The 23293-nt window shown below is 69.8% G+C and carries 21 protein-coding genes; 6 read left to right on the top strand and 15 right to left on the bottom strand.

The window, feature by feature from the left end:
• Positions 1-70: 70 nt before the first annotated feature.
• The 8 genes from NOV86_RS23390 to NOV86_RS06265 all read right to left on the bottom strand — a co-directional run bounded on the left by NOV86_RS23390 (position 71) and on the right by NOV86_RS06265 (position 8335).
• The gene (locus NOV86_RS23390) at positions 71-259 is read right to left on the bottom strand and encodes a DUF7576 family protein (RefSeq protein ID WP_438266706.1); all 189 of its coding nucleotides are present in this window, start codon (positions 257-259) and stop codon (positions 71-73) included.
• Positions 260-353: 94 nt separating this feature from the next.
• Positions 354-3041, bottom strand: coding sequence for a phosphoenolpyruvate carboxylase (ppc, locus tag NOV86_RS06295; RefSeq protein ID WP_267640471.1), 2688 nt, complete (start codon positions 3039-3041; stop codon positions 354-356).
• Positions 3042-3135: 94 nt separating this feature from the next.
• Positions 3136-3459 carry a transcription factor S gene (locus NOV86_RS06290; RefSeq protein ID WP_267640469.1) on the bottom strand — a complete coding sequence of 108 codons (324 nt, stop codon included), beginning with the start codon at positions 3457-3459 and terminating at the stop codon, positions 3136-3138.
• A gap of 4 nt (positions 3460-3463) precedes the next feature.
• A complete protein-coding gene (locus NOV86_RS06285; protein ID WP_267640467.1) occupies positions 3464-4027 on the bottom strand; it encodes a DUF8135 domain-containing protein in 564 nt (187 codons plus the stop codon).
• Positions 4020-4898, bottom strand: a complete 879-nt coding sequence (locus tag NOV86_RS06280) for a hypothetical protein (RefSeq protein WP_267640466.1) — start codon at positions 4896-4898, stop codon at positions 4020-4022. The genes NOV86_RS06285 and NOV86_RS06280 overlap by 8 nt, the downstream gene beginning before the upstream one ends.
• A gap of 56 nt (positions 4899-4954) precedes the next feature.
• Positions 4955-5788 (bottom strand): RAD55 family ATPase, encoded by an 834-nt coding sequence (locus tag NOV86_RS06275; protein ID WP_267640464.1) that lies wholly within the window; start codon positions 5786-5788, stop codon positions 4955-4957.
• A 503-nt stretch (positions 5789-6291) separates the two neighbouring features.
• Positions 6292-7284: a beta-ribofuranosylaminobenzene 5'-phosphate synthase family protein gene (locus NOV86_RS06270; protein WP_267640462.1), complete on the bottom strand. Its 993-nt coding sequence runs from the start codon at positions 7282-7284 to the stop codon at positions 6292-6294.
• A gap of 94 nt (positions 7285-7378) precedes the next feature.
• Positions 7379-8335: a glycosyltransferase gene (locus tag NOV86_RS06265; RefSeq protein WP_267640461.1), complete on the bottom strand. Its 957-nt coding sequence runs from the start codon at positions 8333-8335 to the stop codon at positions 7379-7381.
• A 193-nt stretch (positions 8336-8528) separates the two neighbouring features.
• Here NOV86_RS06265 and ilvD point away from each other — a divergent pair, with 193 nt between their 5' ends.
• Complete coding sequence (ilvD, locus tag NOV86_RS06260; protein ID WP_267640459.1) at positions 8529-10256, top strand: dihydroxy-acid dehydratase; 1728 nt, start codon at positions 8529-8531, stop codon at positions 10254-10256.
• A 196-nt stretch (positions 10257-10452) separates the two neighbouring features.
• Positions 10453-10803, top strand: coding sequence for a hypothetical protein (locus NOV86_RS06255; RefSeq protein WP_267640457.1), 351 nt, complete (start codon positions 10453-10455; stop codon positions 10801-10803).
• Here the strand turns inward: NOV86_RS06255 and NOV86_RS06250 are convergent.
• The 3 genes from NOV86_RS06250 to NOV86_RS06240 are packed head-to-tail and all read right to left on the bottom strand — an operon-like array spanning position 10800 to position 14823.
• A complete protein-coding gene (locus NOV86_RS06250; RefSeq protein WP_267640455.1) occupies positions 10800-11600 on the bottom strand; it encodes a phosphatase PAP2 family protein in 801 nt (266 codons plus the stop codon). The two genes, NOV86_RS06255 and NOV86_RS06250, sit on opposite strands and share 4 nt — an antisense overlap.
• A 21-nt stretch (positions 11601-11621) precedes the next feature.
• The gene (locus tag NOV86_RS06245) at positions 11622-13499 is read right to left on the bottom strand and encodes an ABC transporter substrate-binding protein (protein WP_267640453.1); all 1878 of its coding nucleotides are present in this window, start codon (positions 13497-13499) and stop codon (positions 11622-11624) included.
• Positions 13500-13503: 4 nt separating this feature from the next.
• Positions 13504-14823 carry a hypothetical protein gene (locus tag NOV86_RS06240; protein WP_267640451.1) on the bottom strand — a complete coding sequence of 440 codons (1320 nt, stop codon included), beginning with the start codon at positions 14821-14823 and terminating at the stop codon, positions 13504-13506.
• Positions 14824-14987: 164 nt separating this feature from the next.
• Here NOV86_RS06240 and NOV86_RS06235 point away from each other — a divergent pair, with 164 nt between their 5' ends.
• Positions 14988-16436, top strand: a complete 1449-nt coding sequence (locus NOV86_RS06235) for an aryl-sulfate sulfotransferase (RefSeq protein WP_267640449.1) — start codon at positions 14988-14990, stop codon at positions 16434-16436.
• A 46-nt stretch (positions 16437-16482) separates the two neighbouring features.
• On the top strand, positions 16483-18231 hold the full coding sequence (locus NOV86_RS06230; protein ID WP_267640448.1) for a putative glycosyltransferase family protein: 1749 nt from the start codon (positions 16483-16485) through the stop codon (positions 18229-18231).
• Here the strand turns inward: NOV86_RS06230 and NOV86_RS06225 are convergent.
• The 3 genes from NOV86_RS06225 to NOV86_RS06215 form a co-directional block, all read right to left on the bottom strand.
• Positions 18130-18408: an amphi-Trp domain-containing protein gene (locus NOV86_RS06225; protein WP_267640446.1), complete on the bottom strand. Its 279-nt coding sequence runs from the start codon at positions 18406-18408 to the stop codon at positions 18130-18132. The genes NOV86_RS06230 and NOV86_RS06225 overlap by 102 nt on opposite strands.
• An 86-nt stretch (positions 18409-18494) precedes the next feature.
• Positions 18495-19178, bottom strand: a complete 684-nt coding sequence (locus tag NOV86_RS06220; RefSeq protein WP_267640445.1) for a DUF7504 family protein — start codon at positions 19176-19178, stop codon at positions 18495-18497.
• 70 nt (positions 19179-19248) lie between these two features.
• Entirely contained in the window at positions 19249-20109 is an 861-nt protein-coding gene (locus tag NOV86_RS06215; RefSeq protein ID WP_267640443.1) for a protein phosphatase 2C domain-containing protein, read from the bottom strand.
• A 120-nt stretch (positions 20110-20229) separates the two neighbouring features.
• Between NOV86_RS06215 and NOV86_RS06210 the strand changes: the two genes are divergently transcribed.
• The gene (locus NOV86_RS06210; RefSeq protein WP_267640441.1) at positions 20230-21051 is read left to right on the top strand and encodes a hypothetical protein; all 822 of its coding nucleotides are present in this window, start codon (positions 20230-20232) and stop codon (positions 21049-21051) included.
• 159 nt (positions 21052-21210) lie between these two features.
• Entirely contained in the window at positions 21211-21984 is a 774-nt protein-coding gene (locus NOV86_RS06205; RefSeq protein ID WP_267640439.1) for a hypothetical protein, read from the top strand.
• Positions 21985-22047: 63 nt separating this feature from the next.
• Here NOV86_RS06205 and NOV86_RS06200 read toward each other — a convergent pair whose 3' ends face one another.
• Positions 22048-22869: a hypothetical protein gene (locus tag NOV86_RS06200; protein WP_267640437.1), complete on the bottom strand. Its 822-nt coding sequence runs from the start codon at positions 22867-22869 to the stop codon at positions 22048-22050.
• Positions 22870-23293 lie beyond the last annotated feature (424 nt).

Genomic DNA, 23293 nt, shown 5'->3' with positions numbered 1-23293 from the left:
TGTCGGTGTGGTCACTCGTCGAACAGCAGCGCGCGTGACCGGGTGAGAACGCCTGCGACGGGAATCCCAGTCAGTCGGCCTCTACCCAGTGGTCGCGACAGGTCTGGCCACAGAAGGAGACGATGACCACGTCGCCGTCCGGGGTCGTCTCAGTCGTCGCCGGATGCCATTCGGTCGTCGCCACTGGATCACCACAGACTGCACACGCGTTCGCAGCCTGCTGCTGTGATTCCGCCGTGGTTGCATCCGTCTGTTGCATGGGTCCTTCGATTCCGACTTCTCGACGGGCACTTGTAAGGGTTGTACCTACGATTCGAGCGAACGGAGGTGTCGACCGGCCGCTCGGCCGGGGCTCACCCGGTGTTCTTCATCCCGGCGGCGATGCCCTTCACCGTGAGCCGCAGGGTCTGTTCTTCCTCCTCGGTCCGGTGGGTCTGGCGGAGCAGCCGGGTCTGGAGCATGTTCAGCGGGTCGACGTAGGGATTCCGGCGCTCCAGGCTCTCGCCGAACCACTCGCGGGCGTACAGCTCGTCGCGGTCCGCGATGGTCGTCACGAGGTCGGTCGCGCGTTCGTACTCGCCACTGAGGCGCGGGAAGAACCGCTCGCGCAGCTCGGGGTCGGCGAGTTCGGCGTAGTGTTCCGTGATGTCGAGGTCGGTCCGGGCGAGCGCGAGCGCCGCGTTGTCGAGCATCGACCGGAAGAACGGCCAGGAGTCGTACATCTCCTGGAGCGTCTCGACGTCGCCGCCGTCGTCGAGGTAGGCGTCCAGCCCGGTCGCGAGCGAGTACCAGCCCGGCAGGATACACCGGGACTGGGTCCACGAGAACACCCACGGGATGGCCCGGAGGTCCTCAACGGTGCGCTCGCCCGAGCGCGAGGCCGGCCGGGAGCCGAGGTTGAGGTCCTCGATGACCGTGATGGGTGTCGCCTGCTCGAAGTACTGGACGAAGCCGTCCGTCTCGAGGAGCCCGCGGTACTCGTCGCGGGCCGCGTCGGCCATCGTCTCCATGGCGTCGAGCCACTCCTCGGGGATGGACTCCTCGGGGTTCTCGATGGCGTTCTTGCGCGCCCGGAGCTGGGCGTTGAGCATCTGCTCGATGTTGCGCTTTGCGACCCGGCGGTTGGCGTACTTCTCGGCGATGGCCTCGCCCTGCTCGGTGAACTTCACCTGGCCGGTGATGGTGCGGTTCGGCAGCGCGAGCAGCGCCTCGTTCATCGGGCCGCCGCCGCGGGAGATGGAGCCCCCGCGCCCGTGGAACAGCCGCAGCGTCACGTCGAACTCCTCACAGATGTCGGCGAGGCGGCGCTGGTTCTTGTACAGCGACCAGTTCGCCGCGAGGAAGCCGTTCTCCTTGTTCGAGTCGGAGTACCCGAGCATGATCTCCTGCGTTCCGCCGCGGGCGTCGAGCACCTGCTCGTAGGCCTCGTTCTCGTACAGGGTGCCCATGATGCGGCGGGCCCCCGAGAGGGCGCGCTCGGTCTCCAGCAGGGGGACGATGTCGAGCCCGCAGTACTCGGGGAGCTGGACGACGCCCGCCTGGTCGGCGAGGAACAGCACCTCGAGGACGTGTGAAGGCTCGTCCGTCATCGAGATGGCGTAGGTGTCGATGGCGTGGGTACCGTACTCGTCCTGCCAGTCGGCGAGGCAGTCGAACCGGCGCAGGACGCGCTCGGTGGTCTCGGAGACGTCCTCGCGGTCGGTCACGTCGACGATGGGGTCGTCCTGCAGGACGGCCTCGGTGAGCAGCTCGACGCGCTCGTCCTCGCTCTTCTCGCGGTAGTCGATGCCACTGCGGGAGAGGGCCTCGGCGACCGCCTCGGTGTGGTTCTCCTGGTGGTCGCGCAGGTCCAGGCTGGCCAGCGAGAAGCCGAACGTCGCGACCTGCCGGCGGACCGGTTCGAGGTGGGAGCCGACGACCGAGTCCGCGCCGTTGGCCTCCAGGCTCTCGACGAGCACGTCGAGGTCGGCCGCGAGTCCATCGGCGGAGTCGTAGCCGCCGGGGCGGACGTCGGTCACCCGGTCGAGCTTCTCGCGCATGAGCTTCAGTTTCTGGCGGTAGGGCTCGTTCGGGTAGCGCTCCTCGGCCGTGTCGGCGACGCCGGGGAGGCGCTCGCGGTCGGCCTCGAGGGACTCGGTGAACTGCTCGCCGACCTCGACGCGGGCGCCGTCCTGGCTCAGGATACCCGAGAGGGACTTCAGCTCGCGCCGGTAGCGGTCGAGGACGACGCGGCGCTGGCGCTCCAGCGTCTCGGTCGTGACCTCGGGCGTGACGAAGGGATTGCCGTCGCGGTCGCTCCCGGCCCACGAGCGGAACTCGAACAACTTGTCCACGTCGAGGTCCTCGAACTCCTCGCCGAGGGCCTCCTCGAGGTCGTCGTACACCTCGCCGACCACGTCGAACAGCGTGTTCTCGAGGTACCACTGGACGTTCCGGGCCTCGTCGGTCGGGTGCGGGCGGCGCTTGCGGACCTGCGGCGTCTGCCAGAGGCTCGTCACCTCGGCCTCGAGGTCGCGCTCGACGCGCTCTTTCCCGTCGTCGGTGAGTCGGCGCTCGTCGAGCGTCTCGAGGTGGCCCGCGACCGAGCGGAGCTTCGCCTTCACCGTCTTCCGGCGGGCCTCGGTCGGGTGGGCGGTGAACGTCGGCTCGATGAGCACGTCGTCGAGCACCTGCTGGACCGTCTCCGGGTCGGCCTCGGCCAGCTGTTCGACGGCGTGTTCGACGCCGTCGGCGGGGATGCCGTCCTGGCTGGCCCGGCGGACGGCGCGGACGCGCTCGCGTTCCTCCGCGAGGTTGATGAGTTCGAAGTAGGTCGTGAACGCGCGGGCGACGACGCTCTCGAGTTCGGGGGTGAGCGTGTCGAGCTGGCGCTGCAGTTCGTCGCGGCTGTCGAGTTCGCCGCGTCGGTAGTCGATGGCGTCCTCGCGGATCGATTCGACGGTCTCGAACGCACCGCGGGAGGCCTGCGTCTCGAGTACGTCGCCGAGGAGGGCCCCGAGCTCCCTGACGTCCTGTCGCACGTCCCTGTCGTGCAAGGTCATATCACGCTATTCGTGACCACGCCCTATAATGGTCCAGTCAGAAGAGAAAATTGCCACTCGAAGTGGAGTAAAAATTCGTGATGTTCGCGGACAGTCAGTTGTACCCGCGCCACTTCTTCCCGCACTCGGTGCACTTGAAGAAGCGCGTCGGCGGCTCGTCGGCGGAGGCGGTCTGCTGGATGTAGTACCACGCCTTCTGGGTGCCGCAGTTGTCACAGGTCACGTCGGTCGCGGTCGGCTTCCCCTCGAACTCGGCGTTCTCCTCGGTCTCGATGACCTCGCTGTCGGTCTGTGCTTCGGTCGTGACCATATCGGCCTCGTCGTCGCGGTCGCGCGCCTCGGTGGCGCCACAGCTCGAACAGACCCATTCGTCGCCCTGTGCCTTCATCATCGAACCGCAGTCGTCACAGAATTGCATGGTTTCAGACGTTCTCGAGACGCTCGTCTTCGAGAATCTTCGGGCAGTCCACCACTTCAAAGTGTTCCATGTCCGCCTCCTTGCGGATGGTGGTCCCGTCGTGGTGGCACGCGACCTCCGGCGGCTCCGCGAAGTACTCACAGCGCTGGCAGTACTTGCTCTTCTTGATGGTCCGGACCTCCTCCTGGTGCGGTTCCGCGTCGACGCTCGGGCCCTCGGCGTCGACCTGCTCCCAGAGTTCGTCCGGGTCGACCTCGCCGACGTCGACCGACTCGAACAGGTCGTCGTCCTCGGGCGTCACGTCGCGCTGGCGGTCGTCGAGGTCGTCGGCCATGTCGCTGAGCGGCCCCGACCGGACCCCCGGGCCGTCGTCGTCGCTGCCGAGGGTGTCGCCCGGAATCGCCGGAACCGCGTCGTCCTCGCCGTCACCGACGAGTTCGGGGGGGAGTTCGGTGTCGTCTCCGGAGCCGTCGTCGGACTCCGAATCTGCACCCGTCTCTCGGTCCCCGACCTCGTCGGCGAGGTCGGCCAGGGGGACGCCGTCGTCGCCATCGCCGTCGTCACTCATCGTGGTCACCCCCGGTCTGGAACGCGGGGGCGCTCTCGCCCTCGTCGTCGAAGAAGTCCTCGGGGAGGTCGTCGTCGATGGTCGGCGTGTCGCTCTCGGGGAGCGCGGGCGGGTCGCCCGTCAGCAACGTGTGCGAGCCGAAGGGGCCGAACGACCCCTTGCGCTCCACGTCGCTGAACGAACTCGCACAGTGGGGACACGCCGGCTCGGTCAGGAGCGAGATGGTCACCGAGGAGTCGCACTCCTCGCAGACCGCCTGCTTGATGCCCTCGCGGTTGGCCGCGAGCTTGAGCGCCTCGACCTCCGCCCGGCGCGATTCGGCCGCCGCGAGCCGGCTGACCTCCTCGCGGACGTCGACGGTCACGCGGGCCAGTTTCAGGAGCTTCCCGTCGATGTCGTCGGTCGTCGCGACGAGGTACTCCAGGATGTCCTCGTAGTTCTCGAAGCCGGCGTCGAGGTCCTCGCGGACCGCCTCGACGCGCTCGTCCAGGGCCTCGACGGTCCCGGCGAGGTCGTCGAGCCGGGCGAGTGACTCCTCGAGTTCCGGGTGAGCGTGGTCGGCCGGCGCCTTCTCGTCGGTCTCGTGTTTGACCTGGATGACCCGCTCGCGGACGTCCTGGATGAGCTCCATGAAGTCCTCGTGCTGGGCCTCGAAGCGGGCGTCGAGTTCCTCGCTGTGGGCGTCGAGGAGTTCGGGCAGGTCGTACGACGGTCGCTCGTCGTCGAGCTCCGACACGGTCCGGTACGCAGACAGCAACTGCTGGAGGAGTTCGTTCGGGTCGGCGTCGTGCTCGGCAGCCTGTTCGTGCAACCACTCACCCAGTTCCGGCGGCAGCTGCACGGAGAGGTCGACCTGCTCCTCGCTCGCCATTCAGCCGGACTTGGGTGGGGATACTCTTAAGGATTGTCGCCGACGAAACCATGTCCTCACCGGATTTTGCGGACGTCGCTGATGTCGAAACCGCCGTCGTGTATCTCGGTCTCGAACTGGATGATGTTCTCGTCCTCCAGCCGGGAGAGCACGCCCCGGAACTGCTTGACGACGAGGGTCCGGGCACGCTCCGAGCCGCCCGACTCCCACCGGAACACGAGCGACCCGTCGACGGCGTCCATCAGCCGGCCGAGCTGGTGCTCGGAGAGGGCCTCGATGTTGACCAGCAGCAGGATGAGCCCGCCCCACCGATAGGAGGCCTTCTTCAGGCCCTTCATCAGCAGGGTGATCTCGTTCCAGTCCATGTGCTCTTCGGCCGCGCTCAGCAGGTCCGTGACGGAGTCGATGACGACCAGGCTCCCGGCGGCGTTCCGGTTGAGGTACTCGCCGACCGCGTCGAGCGTGTTCCGGCGGTCGCGGTCGCCGAGGGACGTGATGTCCGTCGTCGCGTCCGAGTACCACTCCCGGGGCACCTGTGAGAGCTGGAAGTAGTGCTGGGAGAGGTCCACGAACTCGACCGGCCGGGTCCCCGACGCGACGAGTTCCTCGTCCATCGTGAACCCCATCTCCTCGACGAGGGCGTCCTCCCCGGCGGTGAACGAGACGTAGTGGATGTCCCGCGGGACCGTCGCGTTGCTGTGCAGGCTCCCGTAGTAGAGGTCGAACAGCTCTGCGTCCGACTGGGCGAGCCCGTTCATCGCGATGCTCGTGTACACGAACTCGCGGGCGCCAGCCCCGACCTCACCCGCGAGAAGGACGACGCTCCCCGGGGGTGCGCCCCCGCCTATCATCGAATCCAGCCGCGAGATGCCCATCGGCAGCCGCTCCATACCCCGGCAGTCGTGACGGGTACAAGTAACGGTTACGGCGGGTTGGATGGCGGTGCTGTCCCGCGTCCATCCGGGTGGCGCGCGCGGCCGAGCGAGCCGAACGCCAGTGAGGCTGCGAGGCGGAACCGTGCGAGGGATGAGGACCGGAGCGGAGTGGAGCAGCGCGGAACGGAGCGAGGACCGGAATCGGCTGGGGAGGGCGTGGTGCGGTGCTGTGGCGGTGGCGGTGCTGTGCGGGGCCGTCTCCATGCCGCCAGCGCGAGTGAATCGTTCCTCGACACCAGCGATCAGTGAACCGCTTCTCGACACCAGCCATCACGACATCGCTGACGCGGCCGACCTCCCAGTTCGATGACCACCTCACCGTTCAAGTAGAAGAACGAGACCAGACCCGCCATGCTCTGACGAACCATCGTGCGACGGTCCGCGGTTGTACGGCGACCCCTCGCACGAACCCAGCGCGCCGTCTGTTCGCTATCCAGCACGCCGCCGCGAGACCACCGTCACCGCAACCCGGTGTCGACGCGCCTCCCGGCGTCGACCCACGCCCCGGCGTTGCCGGGCCGACAGACCAGCACCCGCCCCTCCACGTCGGCCACCGAGAGCGCCTGCGCTGCGGCCTCGCGAGCCTCGTCGACCCGCGAGCTGTCCGTCAGGCCGTAGACCGTCGGCCCCCACGACGACTGGCCGGCGCCGGCGAACGCGTCCGACGCCGCGAGTTCGCCGACGATGGTCCCGACCGGCGGGCGGAACACGCCGCCCTGCTCGTCGGCGTACCACGCGCCGTTGAGGCGGCCGATCTCGGCGACCGCCGCGCCGAAGTCGTCGAGTCGGCCCTCCGCGACCGCCGGGAGCAGCCGCCGCGTGACGATGCCGGCGATGTCGTCGGCGACCCCGGCGTCGGCGCGCTCGACCACGGACCGCATGCTCTCCTCCTCGCGCGAGCCGCTGCGCCCGGCCGGCACGTCCGGAACCGTCAGGACGAACCGCCAGTCCTCCGGGAGGGCGTGCCGGGCCGCGACGGCGGGCACCTCCCACTCGCCGTCGGCCGGCGGTGCGGTCGTGAACCGCGTCGTCGGGTGCCCGGCGTCGGCCACGAAGCCGCCAGCCTCGAACGTCGCCACGCCGACCCCGGAGCGCCCGCCACGCCCGAGCTGTGGCGCAAGCGCACGGACGTCGACCTCGCGGCCGTACGCCTCGGCGATCGCGACCAGCGTCGCCAGCGCGAGTTGGGTCCCGCTCCCGAGGCCGACGTGCCGGGGGAGCCGGTCCTCGACGCTGACGTCTGCGCCGGGGAGGTCGAGTACGTCGAGCACCCGTGTCGCGTAGCGCTCGACGTCCGGGTCCGCACACCGGAGGTCGTCTGCGCGTGTCGCCTCGATGCGTGCCCGCGGCTCCGCGAGGCCGACGCCCAGTCCCCCGTAGAGGCGCTCGTGCGCCAGCGAGAGGTTCTGGAAGCCGAAGTGGAGACGCGCACCGGTCGAGACGACTGCCATACCCACACCTACGAGGGGACGTGAGAAACGGTTGCGGCGGTGGCAACGGTATCCGGTGTCGGCACGGCGGGTCGGGGAGGTGAGTCCTGCCTGCTCAGAGCGCCCGGATGATCCGCTCGGCGGCGAGGTCGTCGCCGTTCTCGAACTCCGGCTCCTCGGGTGGCTGTCGAACCGCCCGCGCCACGTGGGGGATGGAGTGTTCGACCTGGAAGCCCGCGACGCCGGTCTTCTCGATGACGCGGGAGACGCCGTGTTGCTCGTCGGTGAACGGCCAGATGACACACGGCGTGCCGGCGACGGCAGCCTCCATCACGGTCGAGTAGCCCGAGCAGACGACCACGTCGGCGGCCTCGAGGTACGGGAGCATCGCCGGGACGGGCTCCCAGTCGTCGTCGCCGACGCGGGTCACGTCGTGGCCCGCCTCGGCGAGCGTCCGCTCCAGCGCGTCGAACCCGTGGGAGTAGTGACTGGGGACGAGGATGGCGTCCATCGGGTCGGGGTCGGCCTCGCCGTTCCCCTCCAGCGCGATGGGCGGGATGTGCGTGACGCCCTTCGGGTCGGCGGCGCAGGCCGGCCAGACCGACGGGTAGAGGAACTGCTCGCCGGTGCCGAGCTGGTACTTCGTCAGCAGCCAGGTGAACACCTCCTCGACGACGGCGTCGTAGAAGTGCGGCGAGTTGTGCGTGAGCACGTGGAGGGGCGTGCCGGTCATGGTGGCGGCCATCGCCGCGAACATGTCGTCGGTGACGATGGCGTCCGGTTCGAGCCGGCGGAGCCAGCGGACGTAGTCGAGGACGCGCTTCCCGCTCATGGGGACGCTGTGGGTGCAGACGCGGAGGAGGTTGCCACCGTCCTGGTAGTCACCGATGTAGTCGACGGTCGCGGGGACGAACTCGTCGTAGCCCTGGGCCTCGACGAACTTCTGCCCGGGGCCGCCTCCGGCGAGGTGGACGGTTGCACCCCGGGCTTCGAGGGCCTGTGCCACGGCGAGCATGCGTGTGGCGTGGCCCGCTCCTTCGGGGTAGTGGGCGACGGCGACGACGGGGTCCATAGCAGTTCGTCCACTAGCGCCGCGCAAGAAGGTTTTGAAATCCGAGAGGAACGGGGCGAAACAGCGAGCGCCGACGTGAGTCGATACGGGGGGCGGTGGTCGCGGTAGCCCGGTCGTGGCTGTCGACCGCCGTCCGACAGCAACATCTGTCCCGTCGGCGGGACTTAAGACGCCTCGTGGCTACCACCCGAGCATGAACGACCGACCGGAGAAACCAGAGCACCTCCGCAGCCGCGAGGTCACGGAGGGACCGGAGCGCGCCCCGCACCGGGCGATGTTCCGCGCGATGGGGTACGACGACGCCGACCTCTCCTCCCCGATGGTGGGCGTCGCGAACCCCGCCGCCGACATCACACCCTGTAACGTCCACTTAGACGACGTGGCCGACGCCGCCATCGAGGGCGTCGAGAACGCCGAGGGTATGCCCATCGAGTTCGGCACCATCACCATCTCGGACGCCATCTCGATGGGGACCGAGGGCATGAAGGCCTCGCTCATCTCCCGCGAGGTCATCGCCGACTCCGTCGAGCTGGTCAGTTTCGGCGAGCGCATGGACGCGCTCGTCACCGTCGCGGGCTGCGACAAGAACCTCCCCGGGATGCTGATGGCCTCCATCCGGACCGACCTGCCCTCCGTCTTCCTCTACGGCGGCTCCATCATGCCCGGCCAGCACGAGGGCCGCGAGGTGACCATCCAGAACGTCTTCGAGGGCGTCGGCGCGGTCGCCGAGGGCTCGATGACCGAGGACGAACTCGACGACCTCGAACGCCACGCCTGCCCCGGCGCGGGCTCCTGTGGTGGGATGTTCACCGCGAACACGATGGCCTCCATCTCCGAGGCGCTCGGGATGGCCCCCCTCGGCTCGGCCAGTCCGCCCGCCGAGGACGAAGAGCGCTACGCGGTCGCCCGCCGCGCCGGCGAACTCGCCCTCGAAGTGGTCGAGGAAGACCGCCGCCCCTCCGACATCCTCACGAAGGAATCCTTCGAGAATGCCATCGCGCTGCAGGTCGCCATCGGCGGCTCCACCAACGCCGTGCTCCACCTGCTCGCACTCGCCGCGGAGGCCGGTGTCGACCTCTCCATCGAGGAGTTCGACGAGATAAGCAAGCGGACGCCGAAGATCGCCGACCTCCAGCCCGGCGGCACGAAGGTCATGAACGACCTCCACGAGGTCGGTGGCGTCCCGGTCGTGCTCCGCCGCCTGCTCGACGGTGGCTACCTCCACGGCGACGCCATGACCGTCACCGGCCGCACCATGGCCGAGGAGATCTCGCACCTCGAAGAGCAGGGCGACCTCCCCGCCGACGAGAACATCGACGTGGACTTCCTCTACCCTGTCGACGACCCGCTCCACGAGGAGGGTGCCATCAAGATCCTGACCGGGAACCTCGCCCCCGACGGCGCGGTCCTGAAGGTCACCGGCGAGGACAACTTCTACCACGAGGGCCCGGTCCGCGTCTTCGAGAACGAGGAGGACGCGATGCAGTACGTCCAGGAGGGCCACATCGAATCGGGCGACGTCATCGCCATCCGGAACGAGGGCCCGCAGGGCGGCCCCGGCATGCGCGAGATGCTCGGCGTCACCGCGGCCGTCGTCGGCGCCGGCCACGAGGACGACGTGGCGCTCCTGACCGACGGTCGGTTCTCCGGCGCGACCCGGGGCCCGATGATCGGCCACGTCGCGCCCGAGTCCTACGCCGGCGGCCCCATCGGCGCGCTCCAAGACGGCGACGTCGTCACCGTCGACATCCCCGAGCGCGAGCTGTCGGTGGATGTCTCCGACGAGGAACTGCAGGAGCGCCTCGACGCGCGCGAGGAGCCGGAACCGTCGTACACGACCGGCGTGCTCGCGAAGTACTGCCGTGACTTCGGCTCTGCCGCGAACGGCGCGGTGAGCAACCCCGGCGCGAAGCGGGAGTAACTGCTCTCCCCGTTCTTTCGCCCACGACATATCAAGTAGCTAGTTTATTCTCGTTCTCGGCCTCCAGAGGGGCACGATGCGGCCGATTTCTCGACGTATTCTCCTCAGGAGTGTCTCGGCAGGGGTGGCCAGTGCGGTGGCTGGCTGCCTTGGCGGTGAACCGTCAAACCCACCCTACCGACTGGTTTCCGTGGTTGTGGAAAACGAGGACCCGTCCGGTGAGCCTCACACGTACCATCTCGAACTGTGGCGAGATGGGGACCTGCAGTTCGAGGAGTCGATTCCGATCCGCGGTCGGACCGACCAGCGGGCGTACAACGCGCTCGTCTCACCGCCCGATTTCGAGTCGGTCGTCGGCGACTGGCTCGTCAGGGTTCGGGTCGATGATGAATCGAACGTCCACGAAGTGGACTGCTCGCGGCTCCTGCCGAGGGATGGCTGTCTCAATCTGGGGGTCGGCCACTCCTACACCGGCCGACTCTCGTTCGCGCAGGTCTTCTACCAGGACCACTGCAACGTGCTCGCCCCGTTCAGAGACGACGCCTAACGACGCTCCTCCCAGTCGACCACCCGCCCCGCCAGCCACACGCTCCCGACGCCGAGCACGATACCGGCCGCCACGTCGGTCGCCCAGTGGATGCCGAGGTACATCGTCGCGAGACAGACGCTGGCGGCCCCCCAGACCGCGATGGGCGTCCACTTCGGGTAGGCGTCGTGGTGCCGGACCGCCAGCGTCGCGGCCGACACCGACAGCGAGGCGTGCAGCGACGGGAACACGTTCGAGTTCGAGTTCACCTCGCCGGTGAGGACCTGCGTGTCGGGGTAGGTCGAGTAGAGCAGGGGCTCGACGGCCTCGGGGAGCAGGTTCCGCGGGCCGTATGAAATGAACAGGATGTAACACACCAGCCCGAGCGAGTAGTTCAGCGTGAACGTCAGTATCGTCTCCTTCAGGGGGCGGGGGTCCCGGGCGACGACGTACAGCACGGGCGGGAACGTCAGAAGGAAGACGTAGCCCGGCAGGTAGATGAACGAGAAGTACCGGGTCAGGAGGGGATGCTGGACGGTCTGGATGGTCGCGACCAGCGTCCCCTCGATGGCGTACAGCTCGTCGGTGAGGTTCCAGCCGATGACGTACGAGAGGTCCGGCCCCGCCTCGCGGGCGACCCGGTTGACCAGCAGGACCCCGCCCAGGACGACGACGTAGGGGACGACCTCGCGCAGGCGCGACCCGATGTGGCCGCGGGCACGGGCCAGTGCGGGCCGGTCGAACAGCACGACGCCGGCGACGGTGAACAGCAGCAGGTCGATGACGAGGACGCTGCTGGCGACGGCGACGACGCCCATCTCAGCGACCCTCCGTGCCGGTCATCGTGCGAGGAGTTCGCCGTCGTCGCTGTAGCGGTACCCGGCGTCGACGAACGCCTGTCTCGCGCGGTCGACGGCCAGTTCGCCGTCCGACCCGGGGAACGGGAACAGCGGGTCCTCGCCCGACCACTGCAGTTTCGCCGGGACGCTCCCGGTCGCCGCCAGCGGGCTCACCGCGGGGCGGGCGAACTCGTCGAGGAACTCGTCGACGATGTGCGTACGGTCGAGCAGCTGGGCGACGGCCTGCCGGAACCGGCCGTTGCTGAGCGGCGCGGACCGGACGTCGAACCCGACGTGGTACGGCGAGTGCGACTCCTGGACGTGCAGGGTGACCTCGTTCGACTCGCCGACCGGCCGGACCGCGTCGGGCGAGAGGGGACTGGCCGAGAGGTCGGCCTCGCCGTCGAGGACGAGGTCGCGGGCGACGGCGCCCGACGGGACCACCCGGAACCGGAGCGCGTCCACGTCGAAGCCGTCGACCGCGGTCGGCAGGCCGCCGGTGTCCCCGCGGTGGAGGAAGTGCTCGTCGTTGCGGACCAGCGTCAGGGAGTTCCGGATCTTCCGGGACTCGTAGCGCAGCGGGCCGCTCCCGACCGGGGGGAAGTTGTCCCGGACGAGCGCCCTGGTCACCGGGCCGTTCTGCACGCCGGGGACGTTCGCCTGCTCGCTGCTGTCCTCCCAGTCGTGCCGGGGCAGGATGGGCACGGTCAGTGCCCGGCGGGCGACCCGCCGGCTGGCCGGCACGAACGAGAGGCGGACGCGCCGGTCGTCCAGCGGCATCGCCGAGTCGACGAGCGTCGTCCGGCCGCGGAACGCCGGCGCGGGGAGCGGGCTCTCCATCCTACCGAGCGAGGTGTCCGAGAGGAAGCGGTAGGTGAACGCCACGTCGTCGGCCGTGACCGGGGTACCGTCGTGCCAGGTGCAGCCCTCGCGGAGGGTCAGCGTCGCGACCGGGCCGCCGTCGCCCGCGTCGCTGTGCCAGTCGACGTACCGGGCCAGCCACGGCCGGAGCCGACCGCCGACGGCCCGCGCGAGCGGGTCGTACAGCAGTTCCGGGATGGTCCAGTCGTCGCGGTACTCCGTCGCGAGGGGGTTCAGACTCTCGGTCTGGCGCGCGTCGCTGAGCGTCGCGGTCAGCGTCCGCCGGTCGGACTCGGTCGTGGTCTCCGGTTCGGCCGCGCCGGTCGTCGCGTCGGGGTCGGTCGCGTCGAGGCGACAGTAACTCAGCGGCGAGTGGAGCGAGGGGTCCCCGACGTGGGCGACCGCGTCGTTCCGGACCGCCCGGACCTCGCTCGGGAACGCGATGGTGACGAACGGGAGCGTCCGGGCGACCTGCCGCTGGAGCGTCGCGAGGACGCGCTGGCGGCGCGACCCGGGCAGCCGGCGCTGGCGGGTCAGCAGGTCGTCGACGCCGAGGTTGGCGTACCCGAACGGGTTCTGCCAGCCCGGCTCGACCGCGAACCGGGAGTGCAGCAGCGACCGGAGCCGGTCGGGGTCTGACAGGTCGGGCAGGCGCCACACGTACAGGTCGAACGACTGCTTGAACAGCACGTCGATGAGGAGGTCCTCGCGCCGGAGCAGCTGCACCGACGCGTCGATGCCGACCTGCTGGAGTCTGGTCACGAGGTAGCGCGCGATGCGGGTCGCGACCGGGTCGTCGTCGGCGGGGACGGTCTTCACCGAGAGCGACACCTGCTCGGGCGTCGGTCGGTTCAGCATCGAGTGGGCCTTCTTCGCACAGCCGGCTGTCGCGGCCATGCCGGCGCTCGCCAGCCCGCCGAGTAGCGTCCGGCGGTCGAGGGTCGGCCGCGTCTCGCGGGGGTGGTCCTGGTCGCGTGTCGATTCGGCTGTCGGAGGCGGGTCGGGCGGGTCTGTCATGGTCTCAGAGGAGGTCGAGCAGGGGCCACGCCACGGCGATGGCCCAGCAGGCGACGCCGAGGGCGAGGAGTTCGTTCTCGCGCCACCGCCGCTCGTGCCGGACGGTCCCGGCGGCGGCGACGACGGCGATGGCACCGAGCAGGAGGGCGCGCTGGACGAGCACGTACCGCGGGATGACCTCGATGCCGAGGTAGGTGTACTCCGCGACGACGCCGGTCAGGAGCCCGAGGACGGCGACGAGGGCGCTCTCGGCGAACCCGAGCCGGGTCGCGAAGCGATACGCACAGAGGGGCAGGCCGCAGACGAGCAGGGGGTAGAAGACGGCCGCGACGAGCTTCGGGTTCGCCACGACGCCGAGGCGTTCGACGGCGACGCTCCCGGCGCGGACGGCGACCGGGATGGTCGCGAGGCTCCCGAACAGCAGGAGGTGTCCCCGCGTCACGTCGAGGTCCGACCGGAACTCGGCGAGGGCGTCGGCGGCCTCCCGGCGCACCTCGTCGATCTCGTCCTCGGCGAACCCGCCGGCGATGGCGACCAGGCCGCCGAGCGTCGCAGCCGCCATCACGAGGCTCGCGGGCGTACTGCCGCCGCCGACGCCCTCGGGCGGCAGCGCCGGTCGCTCGCGGACGTCGACCACCGTCGCCCAGCCGTCGGCGTCGAGGATGCCCCCGTTCGCGTAGCGCTCGCGGCTCACCTCCTCGACGGTGGGGACGCCGTAGAACTGGCGTTCGAGGTAGGTCTGGCCCGCGGCCGTGCTCCCCACGGTGTGGCGCAGGCGGAACCAGTCCCAGTGCTCGCGGTGGGCCTGGATCGCGGTCGCTCGCCCGTCCTCGCCGGGGACGGCGTACAGCCGGACGTGCTGGCGGCTGCCGAGGTAGGTCCCGACGTGCAACTGGGCGTACTCGGTCTGCCAGGACCCCTCGTCGGTGCGCCGGTCGTGGACGTAGGTGTAGCGGGTCGCGCCGTGGGTCCGGCCCCACACGTCGCCGCCGAGGTCGGGCAGCACGCGCTGTTCGCCGTCGCGGTCGAGCGAGCCCGAGCCGTCGGTCGCCTCGCGCGTCAGCATCGCCCGGACGACCGCCGGGTCCTCCCGGACGACGACGTTGATGGGGAGCGTGAGCGTCTCGAAGCGCGTCGCCCGGCTCGTGAAGGGCCACAGGGCGGTGGACCCGTTCTCCTCGACCGGCTGGAGCTTCACCTCCGCCGGAGACTTCGCGCTCTCCGTGGCCGGGTCCGACCGGGGCCGGGCGTCGAAACCCAGCGCCGCGACCGCGGCCACGAGGGCGAGCGCGAGCACGAGCCGGCTGCGCGAGACGCGTCCCATTCGTCGGTCCCGTTCTCCGGGCGTGGGGATTATTATGAACGGTTTAAGCGGGACGGGACGGGGACCCGCCGGTCGAGCCCAACTGTTCAGGACGGTTTCTGTGTGTCCACGTCCCGCGGTTACCGGCTCTATAGTAAACCCCCTCACTCCCCACGTCCCGGTAGATGCTCACGAGACGAGGGTGCCGTGTCGCGCTCGGAGTCGTCGTCCTGCTCTCCGTCCTGACGCTCACGTTCGGCCTGGTCACGGCCGACCGGACGAGCGACTTCGCCGACACCGGTTCGCACACCCAGGCCGCCCCGCCCCGCGACGGAATCACCGTCATCGCGACCGACTCGAACACGTTCCTCGGCTCGGCCCAGGAGGGGCCGCGCTCGAACGCCGAGCTCGTCGCGTTCGCCGAAGACGGGAGTACGCTGTACTACAACGACTCCCATACCCGCTACTGGGACGTCGACCCGGTCGAGGGCACGAACGCGACCGTCGAGTACCTCTACGCCGACCACCTGCCGGCCGAGGAGTGCAACAGCGACTCGGTCTGTACCCGGAACGGTATCGAACGCGTCAACCTCACGACCGGGAACGTCACCGACGTCTACTCCCGGGTCACGCCGGGCAAGCACTCGACGCGGTGGCACGACGGCGACCGCCTGAACGACACCCGGTACGTCGTCGCCGACATCGCCCAGGACCGCGTGTTCGTCGTGAACACCAGCACCGAGCTGGTCGAGTGGTCGTGGGACGCCCAGGCCGCCTATCCGCGCACCAGCGGCGGCCCCTACCCGGAGGACTGGACCCACGTCAACGACGTCGAGGTCGTCCAGGACGGCCGGATCATGGCCAGCCTGCGCAACCAGGACCAGGTCGTCTTCCTCGACCGCGAGACCGGCCTCGTCGAGAACTGGACGCTGGGCGAGGACGGGGACCACGACACCATCTACGAGCAGCACAACCCGGACTACATCCCGGCGGAGAACGGCGGCCCGGCCGTGCTGGTCGCCGACTCCGAGAACAACCGCATCGTCGAGTACCAGCGGACCGACGGGAACTGGACCCGGTCGTGGACGTGGAGCGACGCCCGCGCCCAGTGGCCCCGCGACGCCGACCGCCTCCCGAACGGGAACACGCTCATCACCGACTCCAACGGGAACAGGGTCTTCGAGGTGAACCCGCAGGGCGAGGTCGTCTGGAGCGTCGACGTGGCGTTCCCCTACGAGGCCGAGCGCCTCGGGACCGGTGACGAGAGTACCGGCGGCCAGAGCATGCAGGCCATCGGTGGCGAATCCAGTACCGGCGACGACGACTCGGCCACGAACGGCTCGGCCGGTGACGGCGGTGCTGGTCCCGGCGCGGGCGACGACGACGGTGCCGGGTCGACCGGCAACACCGACAGCGCCGGCCTCCTCGGGAGCCTCTGGCTCGCGTTCAAGGGCCTCCTGCCGGGCAAGGTGTTCAACGCCCTGATGTACGTCAAACCGATCTGGATGGGCGCGCTGGAGGTCGCGGCCCTCGTCGTCGGGACCGTCTCGCTGCTCGTCTGGGCCGTCCTCGAACTCCGCTGGACCCCCTACTCCGTCTCGGTCCAGCAGCCGCTCGAACTGCACCGCGACTGACTCACCACCCCCACACCACCCCCGCACTACCCACGCACCGTCACTCATGGGACATTCTACCACGCGAGACTCGACCTCGACATCTCTCACGACCCGTATCGCGACACGACTGGCCACGAGCCGGTTCGGCGAGAAACCGTGGCTCGGCCTCGCGCTGGTCGCGGGCCTGCTGGTCTACGCCAGCTACCTCGTCACGCACCGGTACCCCGCCTTCGGGGCCGGCCTGTACGTCCAGATCGCCGACACCATCAGCGCCCACGGCTACGGGCTCCCACCCACGGTACCCGGCTACACCGCCGAGGGCGTCCCCCTGGCGTACCCACCCCTCATGTTCTACGTGGTCGGGGTCATCCGCGACCTGACCGGGGTCGACGCCTTCCTGCTGAGTCGGCTGCTCCCCGGCCTCGTCGTGCTCGCGACCGTCGTCCCGTACTTCTACGTGGCACGTGAGTTCCTCGGGTCGCCCCGCCGGGCCGCCTTCGCCTCGCTGGTGTTCGCGGTCGCCCCGCCGGTGCTGCAGTGGCACCTCTCGGCGGGCGGTATCAACCGGGCGCCCGCGTTCCTCTTCGTCGTCGCCGGGGTGTTCGCCGGCCTCCGGCTGTTCCGCGACGGCGACCGTCGCTGGCTCGCCCCCGGGCTGGTGCTGTTCGCGCTGACCATCCTCACGCACCCGCTCTACGCGGTTAGCTTCGGGCTGAACTTCCTGTTGCTCTACGCCGCGTTCGACCGGTCCCCCGTCGGGCTGGTCCACGGGGCGATAGTGGCCGTCGGCGGCGTCCTCCTCACCGCACCGTGGTGGCTGACCGTCGCCTCGCACCACGGCTTCGACGTGTTCTTCGGCGCCGCGGGGACCCACTCCGGCCTCGGCGGCGGGACCGGCCGGCTCTACGACGAGTTCGTCCAGCCCCTCGCCGTCGCGGACGCGGTCACGCCCTTCTTCGTCGCGACCTACCTGGCGGGGCTGTACGCGCTCTGGAAGCGCCGGTTCCTCCTGCCGACGTGGCTGTTCGTGTCGGCGTGGGTCCTCGGGAAGACCCGCTTCCAGTTCCTCGCGGGCGGCATCCTCGTCGCCCAGTTCGTCTTCGAGGTCGTCCCGGCCCTCGCGGACCGCCTCGACGACGGGACCGTCCCGGGCTGGCGACAGACCGCGTCGTTCCTCACCATCGCGCTGCTGTCGCTCTCGGCGGTCGCGGTCGGCGTCACCTACGCCGGCGGCGTGGTCGACACCCACCACGGCGACCCGTCACAGCCCGCGTTCGTCGACGAGCACGACGTCGAGGCGATGGAGTGGGCCGAGGCGAACACCGCCGCGTCGGCCGACTTCGTGGTGCTCGGCGACGCCGCGGAGTGGTTCCCCCAGCAGTCCGGGCGGAGCATCCTCCTCGGGCCCTGGGGCGTCGAGTGGACCACCCCCGCCCAGTACGAACACCACCTCTCGACCTACCGGGACATCTCGACGTGTGAGGACGCCAGTTGCATCACGGCCACGCTGGAGCAGTACGACTACGCGCCGGAGTACGTCTACGTCCCGAAACAGGGCTACACCGTCCGCGGGATGCTCGAGCACCAGTCCCCCGAGATGCGCGAGTCGCTGGTCGAGAGCGAGCGCTACACCATCGCGTACGAGAACGAGGAGGTGGTGGTGGTCGCGGTCACAGGCGACGACACCGGAGAAGACAGGGCTGGCGCCGGCTCACCGGTTCCGGCTGTCGACCGGGTCGGACCGCACCGGGACCGGCTGGAGCCACTCGATGTCGAACCCGACACGGCGGTACATCCGGACGGACTCCGGTGAGAGCTCCGACTCGGTCTCCAGCCTGACGTTCACGGTGTCGGCCGGGTCGAAGGTCACGTCCTCGCCGCCGAGGCGGACCCGGACCTCGCCGTCTCGCTCGAACTGGTCGGCGAGGATGCGGAGACACGCGGCGATCTCCGCCCGTGTCTTCTGTTCTTCTGTCTCGATTTCGACCATGTAATCACCTAGGCGAGACTCCCTGATAAGGCGAAGCGTCCCTCAACGCGCCGATTCGACGGGCCGAATCGACAGCCGAGCGTCCGTCAGTCTGCCTCGGCGCCGGGGGCGGTCCCGACGTCGGGGAGGCGGACCCAGCCGTCGGCCGCTCCCGCGATGCCGACACAGCGCACCTCTCGGGTCCCGTCCCGGCGTCGAACCCGTATCATCCCGTCGAAGAGGTGTTTGAGGCGCTCGAAGTCGGTCCCGTCGGTGACGTTCGTGTAGATGGGGAACACCGACATCGCGTCGGTGGCGTCCGCGAGCAGGAGGAGCTGGTGGGCGTACCGGGTGACGGTCTCGGAGTCGGTCGACATGAGCAGGTTCGACAGCGAGTCGAACACCAGGTGTCGGTCCCCGGCGCCCTGCTCACCCAGCGTCTCCATGCAGTCGTGGACCGCCATGCTCGTCCCGGTCAGGTCGACCGGCGAGGGGACGCTCCAGTAGCGCTCCCGGGGGCTCGCCCGGACCTCGTCGTGGCTCGGCGTGCAGTCGACGACGCCGGTCCGCTCGCGCGCCAGTGCGGGCACGTCGCGGACCAGCCGGTCGACCATCGTACGGGCGGCGGTGCGGGTCGTGACGGCGGTGAGGCCGTCATCGGGGGCGACCGTGCTGGCGAGGATGCGACTCGGTACCGGCCAGACGGTCTCGCGACTCGGGCCGGCGACGAGCAGGTCGCGGTGCCGGGAGAGCACTGCGGGCGGGAGAACGTCGGTGAATGTACCAGACACGGTGGTCCCCGTTCGAAGTCATAGAATAGACGGACACTGACAGACTTAGGACTGTCGGTGTCCCTGACCGTCACTCGCGCTGGAAGGACACCACGGCGACCCCGACGTCGTCGTGGACCTTGAACCGCGGGTGGGTCTCGCAGTCCGCGTCGGCTCGCTCGAACTCCCGGAGGTGCGAGACGGCCGCAGCGGGCCCGCGCTCGTGGACGAAACTGGTCGCCTCGGCCCAGTCGCCGAACACCTCGTAGGCGTCGACCAGGGGCTCGAACCCGTCGGTGAAGAGGGTGGCGCCGGCGACGTTCTCGACGGCGCCGGTCGTCGCGTGGTCGGTCGCGGCCGGGTCGAGGCTCAGCGCCCAGTACCCCCCGGGCGTGTTCTTCGCGGCCCGGACCTCGCGCAACCGGGGCAACAGTGCCTCGAACGCCTCGTCGTGGGTCAGGCCCTCCTCGCGCTTCAGCCGGACGAGTTCGTCGATGGCGGCGGCGTCCTGGTCGCGCGGGCCGTGGCCGTGGACCGTCTCCACCTCGCCGCTCGGGAACCGGAACACCACGCTCGCGTCGCCCAGGACCGCGTACTCGACCGGGCCGTCGGCGTCGTCCTCGGGCCAGCGCGCTATCGCGACGGCGGCCGAGGGTTCGTTCGCCGGGTCCACGTCGGCATCGCCGACGAGGGTCGCGAACGCCGCGGCGACCGACTCGACGCAGTTCCGAAGGACGGTCTCGAGGGGGACGTCGTCGTGGACGTGCTCGCGGAGGTAGCTGTCCACCCGGTCGACGTACCAGGTCGCGTCGGTCGCCCCCGGCGTGTGGCTCTCGCCGCCGAGGCCGGTCGCCCCGTCGATGGCCCACGCCGCACCGCGGGTCACCGTCGCCACGTCCTCGTTGACGCCGACGCCCGCGTCGATGTGGGCCGTCGCGCAGTCTGCTCGCATACGTGTACGGTCACGCGCTGCGTGCAAGTAGCTGGTGCCGGGCGAGTCCGGGGCGAGTTCGCCCAGTCTCGCGGTCCCGCAGTCGGAACCTTTGTCGTCACGGAGTGACACAGAGACGACATGGACACTGGTGGCGACGACCGATGGCGCTGTGCCAACTGTGGGCACATCCACGAGTCGCACAACCCGCCCTGCCTGCGCTGTGCCGGCGAGAACCTCGTCCGGGTCGGGGCGGCAGACGAGGGTGGTGGCGAGCGCGAGGCTGCCGACGAGACGGAACCTGGTGGCGCGACCGACGCGACGCCCGCGGACGACCGGAGCGACGGCTTCGAGTGGGCCGATACCGGGACCGCAGAGCCGGAGGATACCGGTTCCGACTCCGACCACTGGATCGACGACGACTGGGGCGACCCCGGGGACGACCGCGGTTCCACGTCCGGGGGCCGGACCGCGACCGGCCAGCAGCAGGCGACCGCCCAGTCGGTCGAACACCTCTGCAAGGCCTGCGGGGCGCGCTATCCGACCGAGAAGGACAGCTGCCCGAACTGCGGCGGCACCGACCTCGCACCCATCCGGGAGGTCCGCGAGGCCGCCGACGCCTGGGCGGACGAGTGGGAGGACCCGGCGACCACGAGTTCTTCCCGCGGGCTGTTCGGGACCCTCTCGACCGTCGTCGCGTGGGGCTTCGGCCTCGTCGCCCTGCTCTCCGGCGTGGGCGTCCTCCTCATCGCGTTCTCGACGCTCAACCCCGGCGTGTTCCTCTCGGGCATCCTCGCGACCGGTTCGGGGCTGTTCTCGGTCCCGCCGACGCGTCGGCGACTGCTCCGCCGGGTCGGGCTCGACCTCTCGCACGCCCAGCTCGTCGGGCTCATCGTCCTGCTCTGGATGGGCGGGAACCTGACGTTGCTCGCGACCGGGACGGTCCCGGCGGGCACGATGTAGGAGACGAGAGAATTCGTCTCGCTCGCGGTGACTGACCGCCCGGAAATCACGTCACGTCGGGAAACTCGGTGGTTGCCCGGTTACGTCGACTTCGCCGCGAGCCTATTCCCGCCAATCACGTCGATTCTGGTGAGGGGGACGATACCTGCCTCACCAACCATGAGAGGATCACGAAGCGGGGTGACGAGGCGAGACCTCGTCCGAACGATCGGCGTCGGGAGCATCGGTCTCGGCCTCGGGAGCGGCGCCGCCGCGGCGGCACACCGGGGCCGGGGGAGCGGTCGCCCGGCACAGTACGACGACCGCGACCGCGACGAGCGCGGGCGATACAGCCTGCAGGGCTGTATCTACAGCTCCCGGCTCGACGCGTACATCTGCCAGGAACGGCCGATAACCACCGGGCTCATCCGGTGTCGATACATCGAGCAGTACAACGTCTACCTCTGCCGGCGGGTCGACGACGACTCCGACCGGCCGGGGCCCGGTCCGCGCGACTGCCAGTACGACTCCCGGATCGAGGCGTACGTCTGCCAGCGACCGCCACGGAGCCCGCGGTTCCAGTGCCGGTACAGCCCCCGTCGCCAGGCGTTCATCTGCCGGGAGCGCGACGACGACGGCGGGGATGGCGGGAACGGCGGCGGCCCGCAGTTCTGCCGGTACAGCCGCCGGTTCGACGCCTACATCTGCAGCCGTCGTCCGCGCGGCTACTGGGCGCGCCGGCTCCAGTGCCGGTACAGCCCGCGGCTGAACGCCTACGTCTGCCGGCGTGGCTACCGCCCGCGGCCCTGGCCGTTCGACGACGACGATGACGACGGCTTCCGGCCACGCCCCCGGCCCGACCCGTTCCCACGACCGCGGCCGTACCCGTGGGGGAGCAACGGCGGGGGGCCGGGTAGCCGGTTCGGGCGGACCGACGACTCGGACCAGTCGTAACCGAACCATCGGGCCGGGGTCGGCCCGGCCCGACCAGCCGGTGTCGCGGCAGTTCTTCACCGACTACTCGAGGAGCACCTTCGCGCCGGTGACCACCCTGGCCACCCCGGGGAGGAGGCTCCCGACGACCACGCCCGTCGCGTGCGCGACCACGTTCGTCACGCCACCCTCGGTGACCACGTCCGAGGGGAACAGCAGGTAGACCACCACCAGCGACATCCCGACCGTGTAGCCGAGGACGAGCAGCGTCGTCGAGTGCGCGCGAAGGCTCGCCAGCCCGTGGCGCTCGGCCCTGACCAGTCCCGTTATCGAGAGGAGCAATCCCACACCGACCAGCCCCGCGTGGAGCGGTTCGAGCCGGCCGACCAACCCGACGAGGATGACCCCGCCCGCCGCGAGGACGACCGCCTGCGCCAGCCAGTACGCCCGGCGGAGGCCGTACACCTCCGCGACGAAGGCGACCACCGACGCGAGCCCCATCCCCGCGAACGCGCCGACGACGCCGGAGAACCCCCGGGAGACGGTCCCGTCGGCCACCCCCTGCGACGTGAAGTACACGTTGCTCCCGAGGTTGACGACGGGTGGGACGACGAGGAGCGCGAGCAGGATACTGTGCCAGAAGAGCCGCCTGCGGTCCCAGTGCACGTAGAGCAGGTACGTCGGCACGACCGCGAGGAAGTACCCGGTGAGGTTCGAGAGCAGGTGCTGGCTGTCGACGTGGACGAACGCCGAGGACCAGACGGTCACCAGCGTCAGGTCGTCGTGGGACAGCGCGAGGGTGTGGCGGGCGGTCGGGATGGCGATGTGGATCGCCGCCAGGACGACGGGGACGAGGGTGAGCGCGACGAGTTCGAGGAGGGGGCCGGTGGGGTCGTCGCGAGGCACTGTCGGTCGAGTACGGACTATCCGGAGGTAAATGCTGGTGTGGCGGCCACCCGGGTCCGGGTCCTCACCACTCCCGACGACCGTGACTCCTCGCGCGTGTGAGGGGTCAGTCCGGGGACGACCGACCCCGGAAGGTGTTCTCAGAACCAGTGACCACTGTGATATGTTTAAGCACGTGTCCGTCGAGGTGTGCGGTAGGCGGGGGTCGTCACGCTCGCCTACGGTATCCCACACCGGGGCCGGAGTTCCTTTCTCCGGGTCCGTTTCTGAACTGAATAGCCAATGGTGACCTGTCGGAGAGCGCGCGCGAGCGATTCCGGCACGGCGACCGGGCTCTTATAAATAAGTCTATCGGCCGACACCGGTTCGTTCTCCGAATCTGACCTTTTACTCCCGGGAGCGTTATCGGTTCTGATATTCGGTC

The organism is Haloarchaeobius amylolyticus (genome assembly GCF_026616195.1).
GTDB lineage: Archaea > Halobacteriota > Halobacteria > Halobacteriales > Natrialbaceae > Haloarchaeobius > Haloarchaeobius amylolyticus.
Note: the sequence above shows the minus strand (reverse complement) of the source record. Positions and strands in the feature narration are given on the sequence as shown.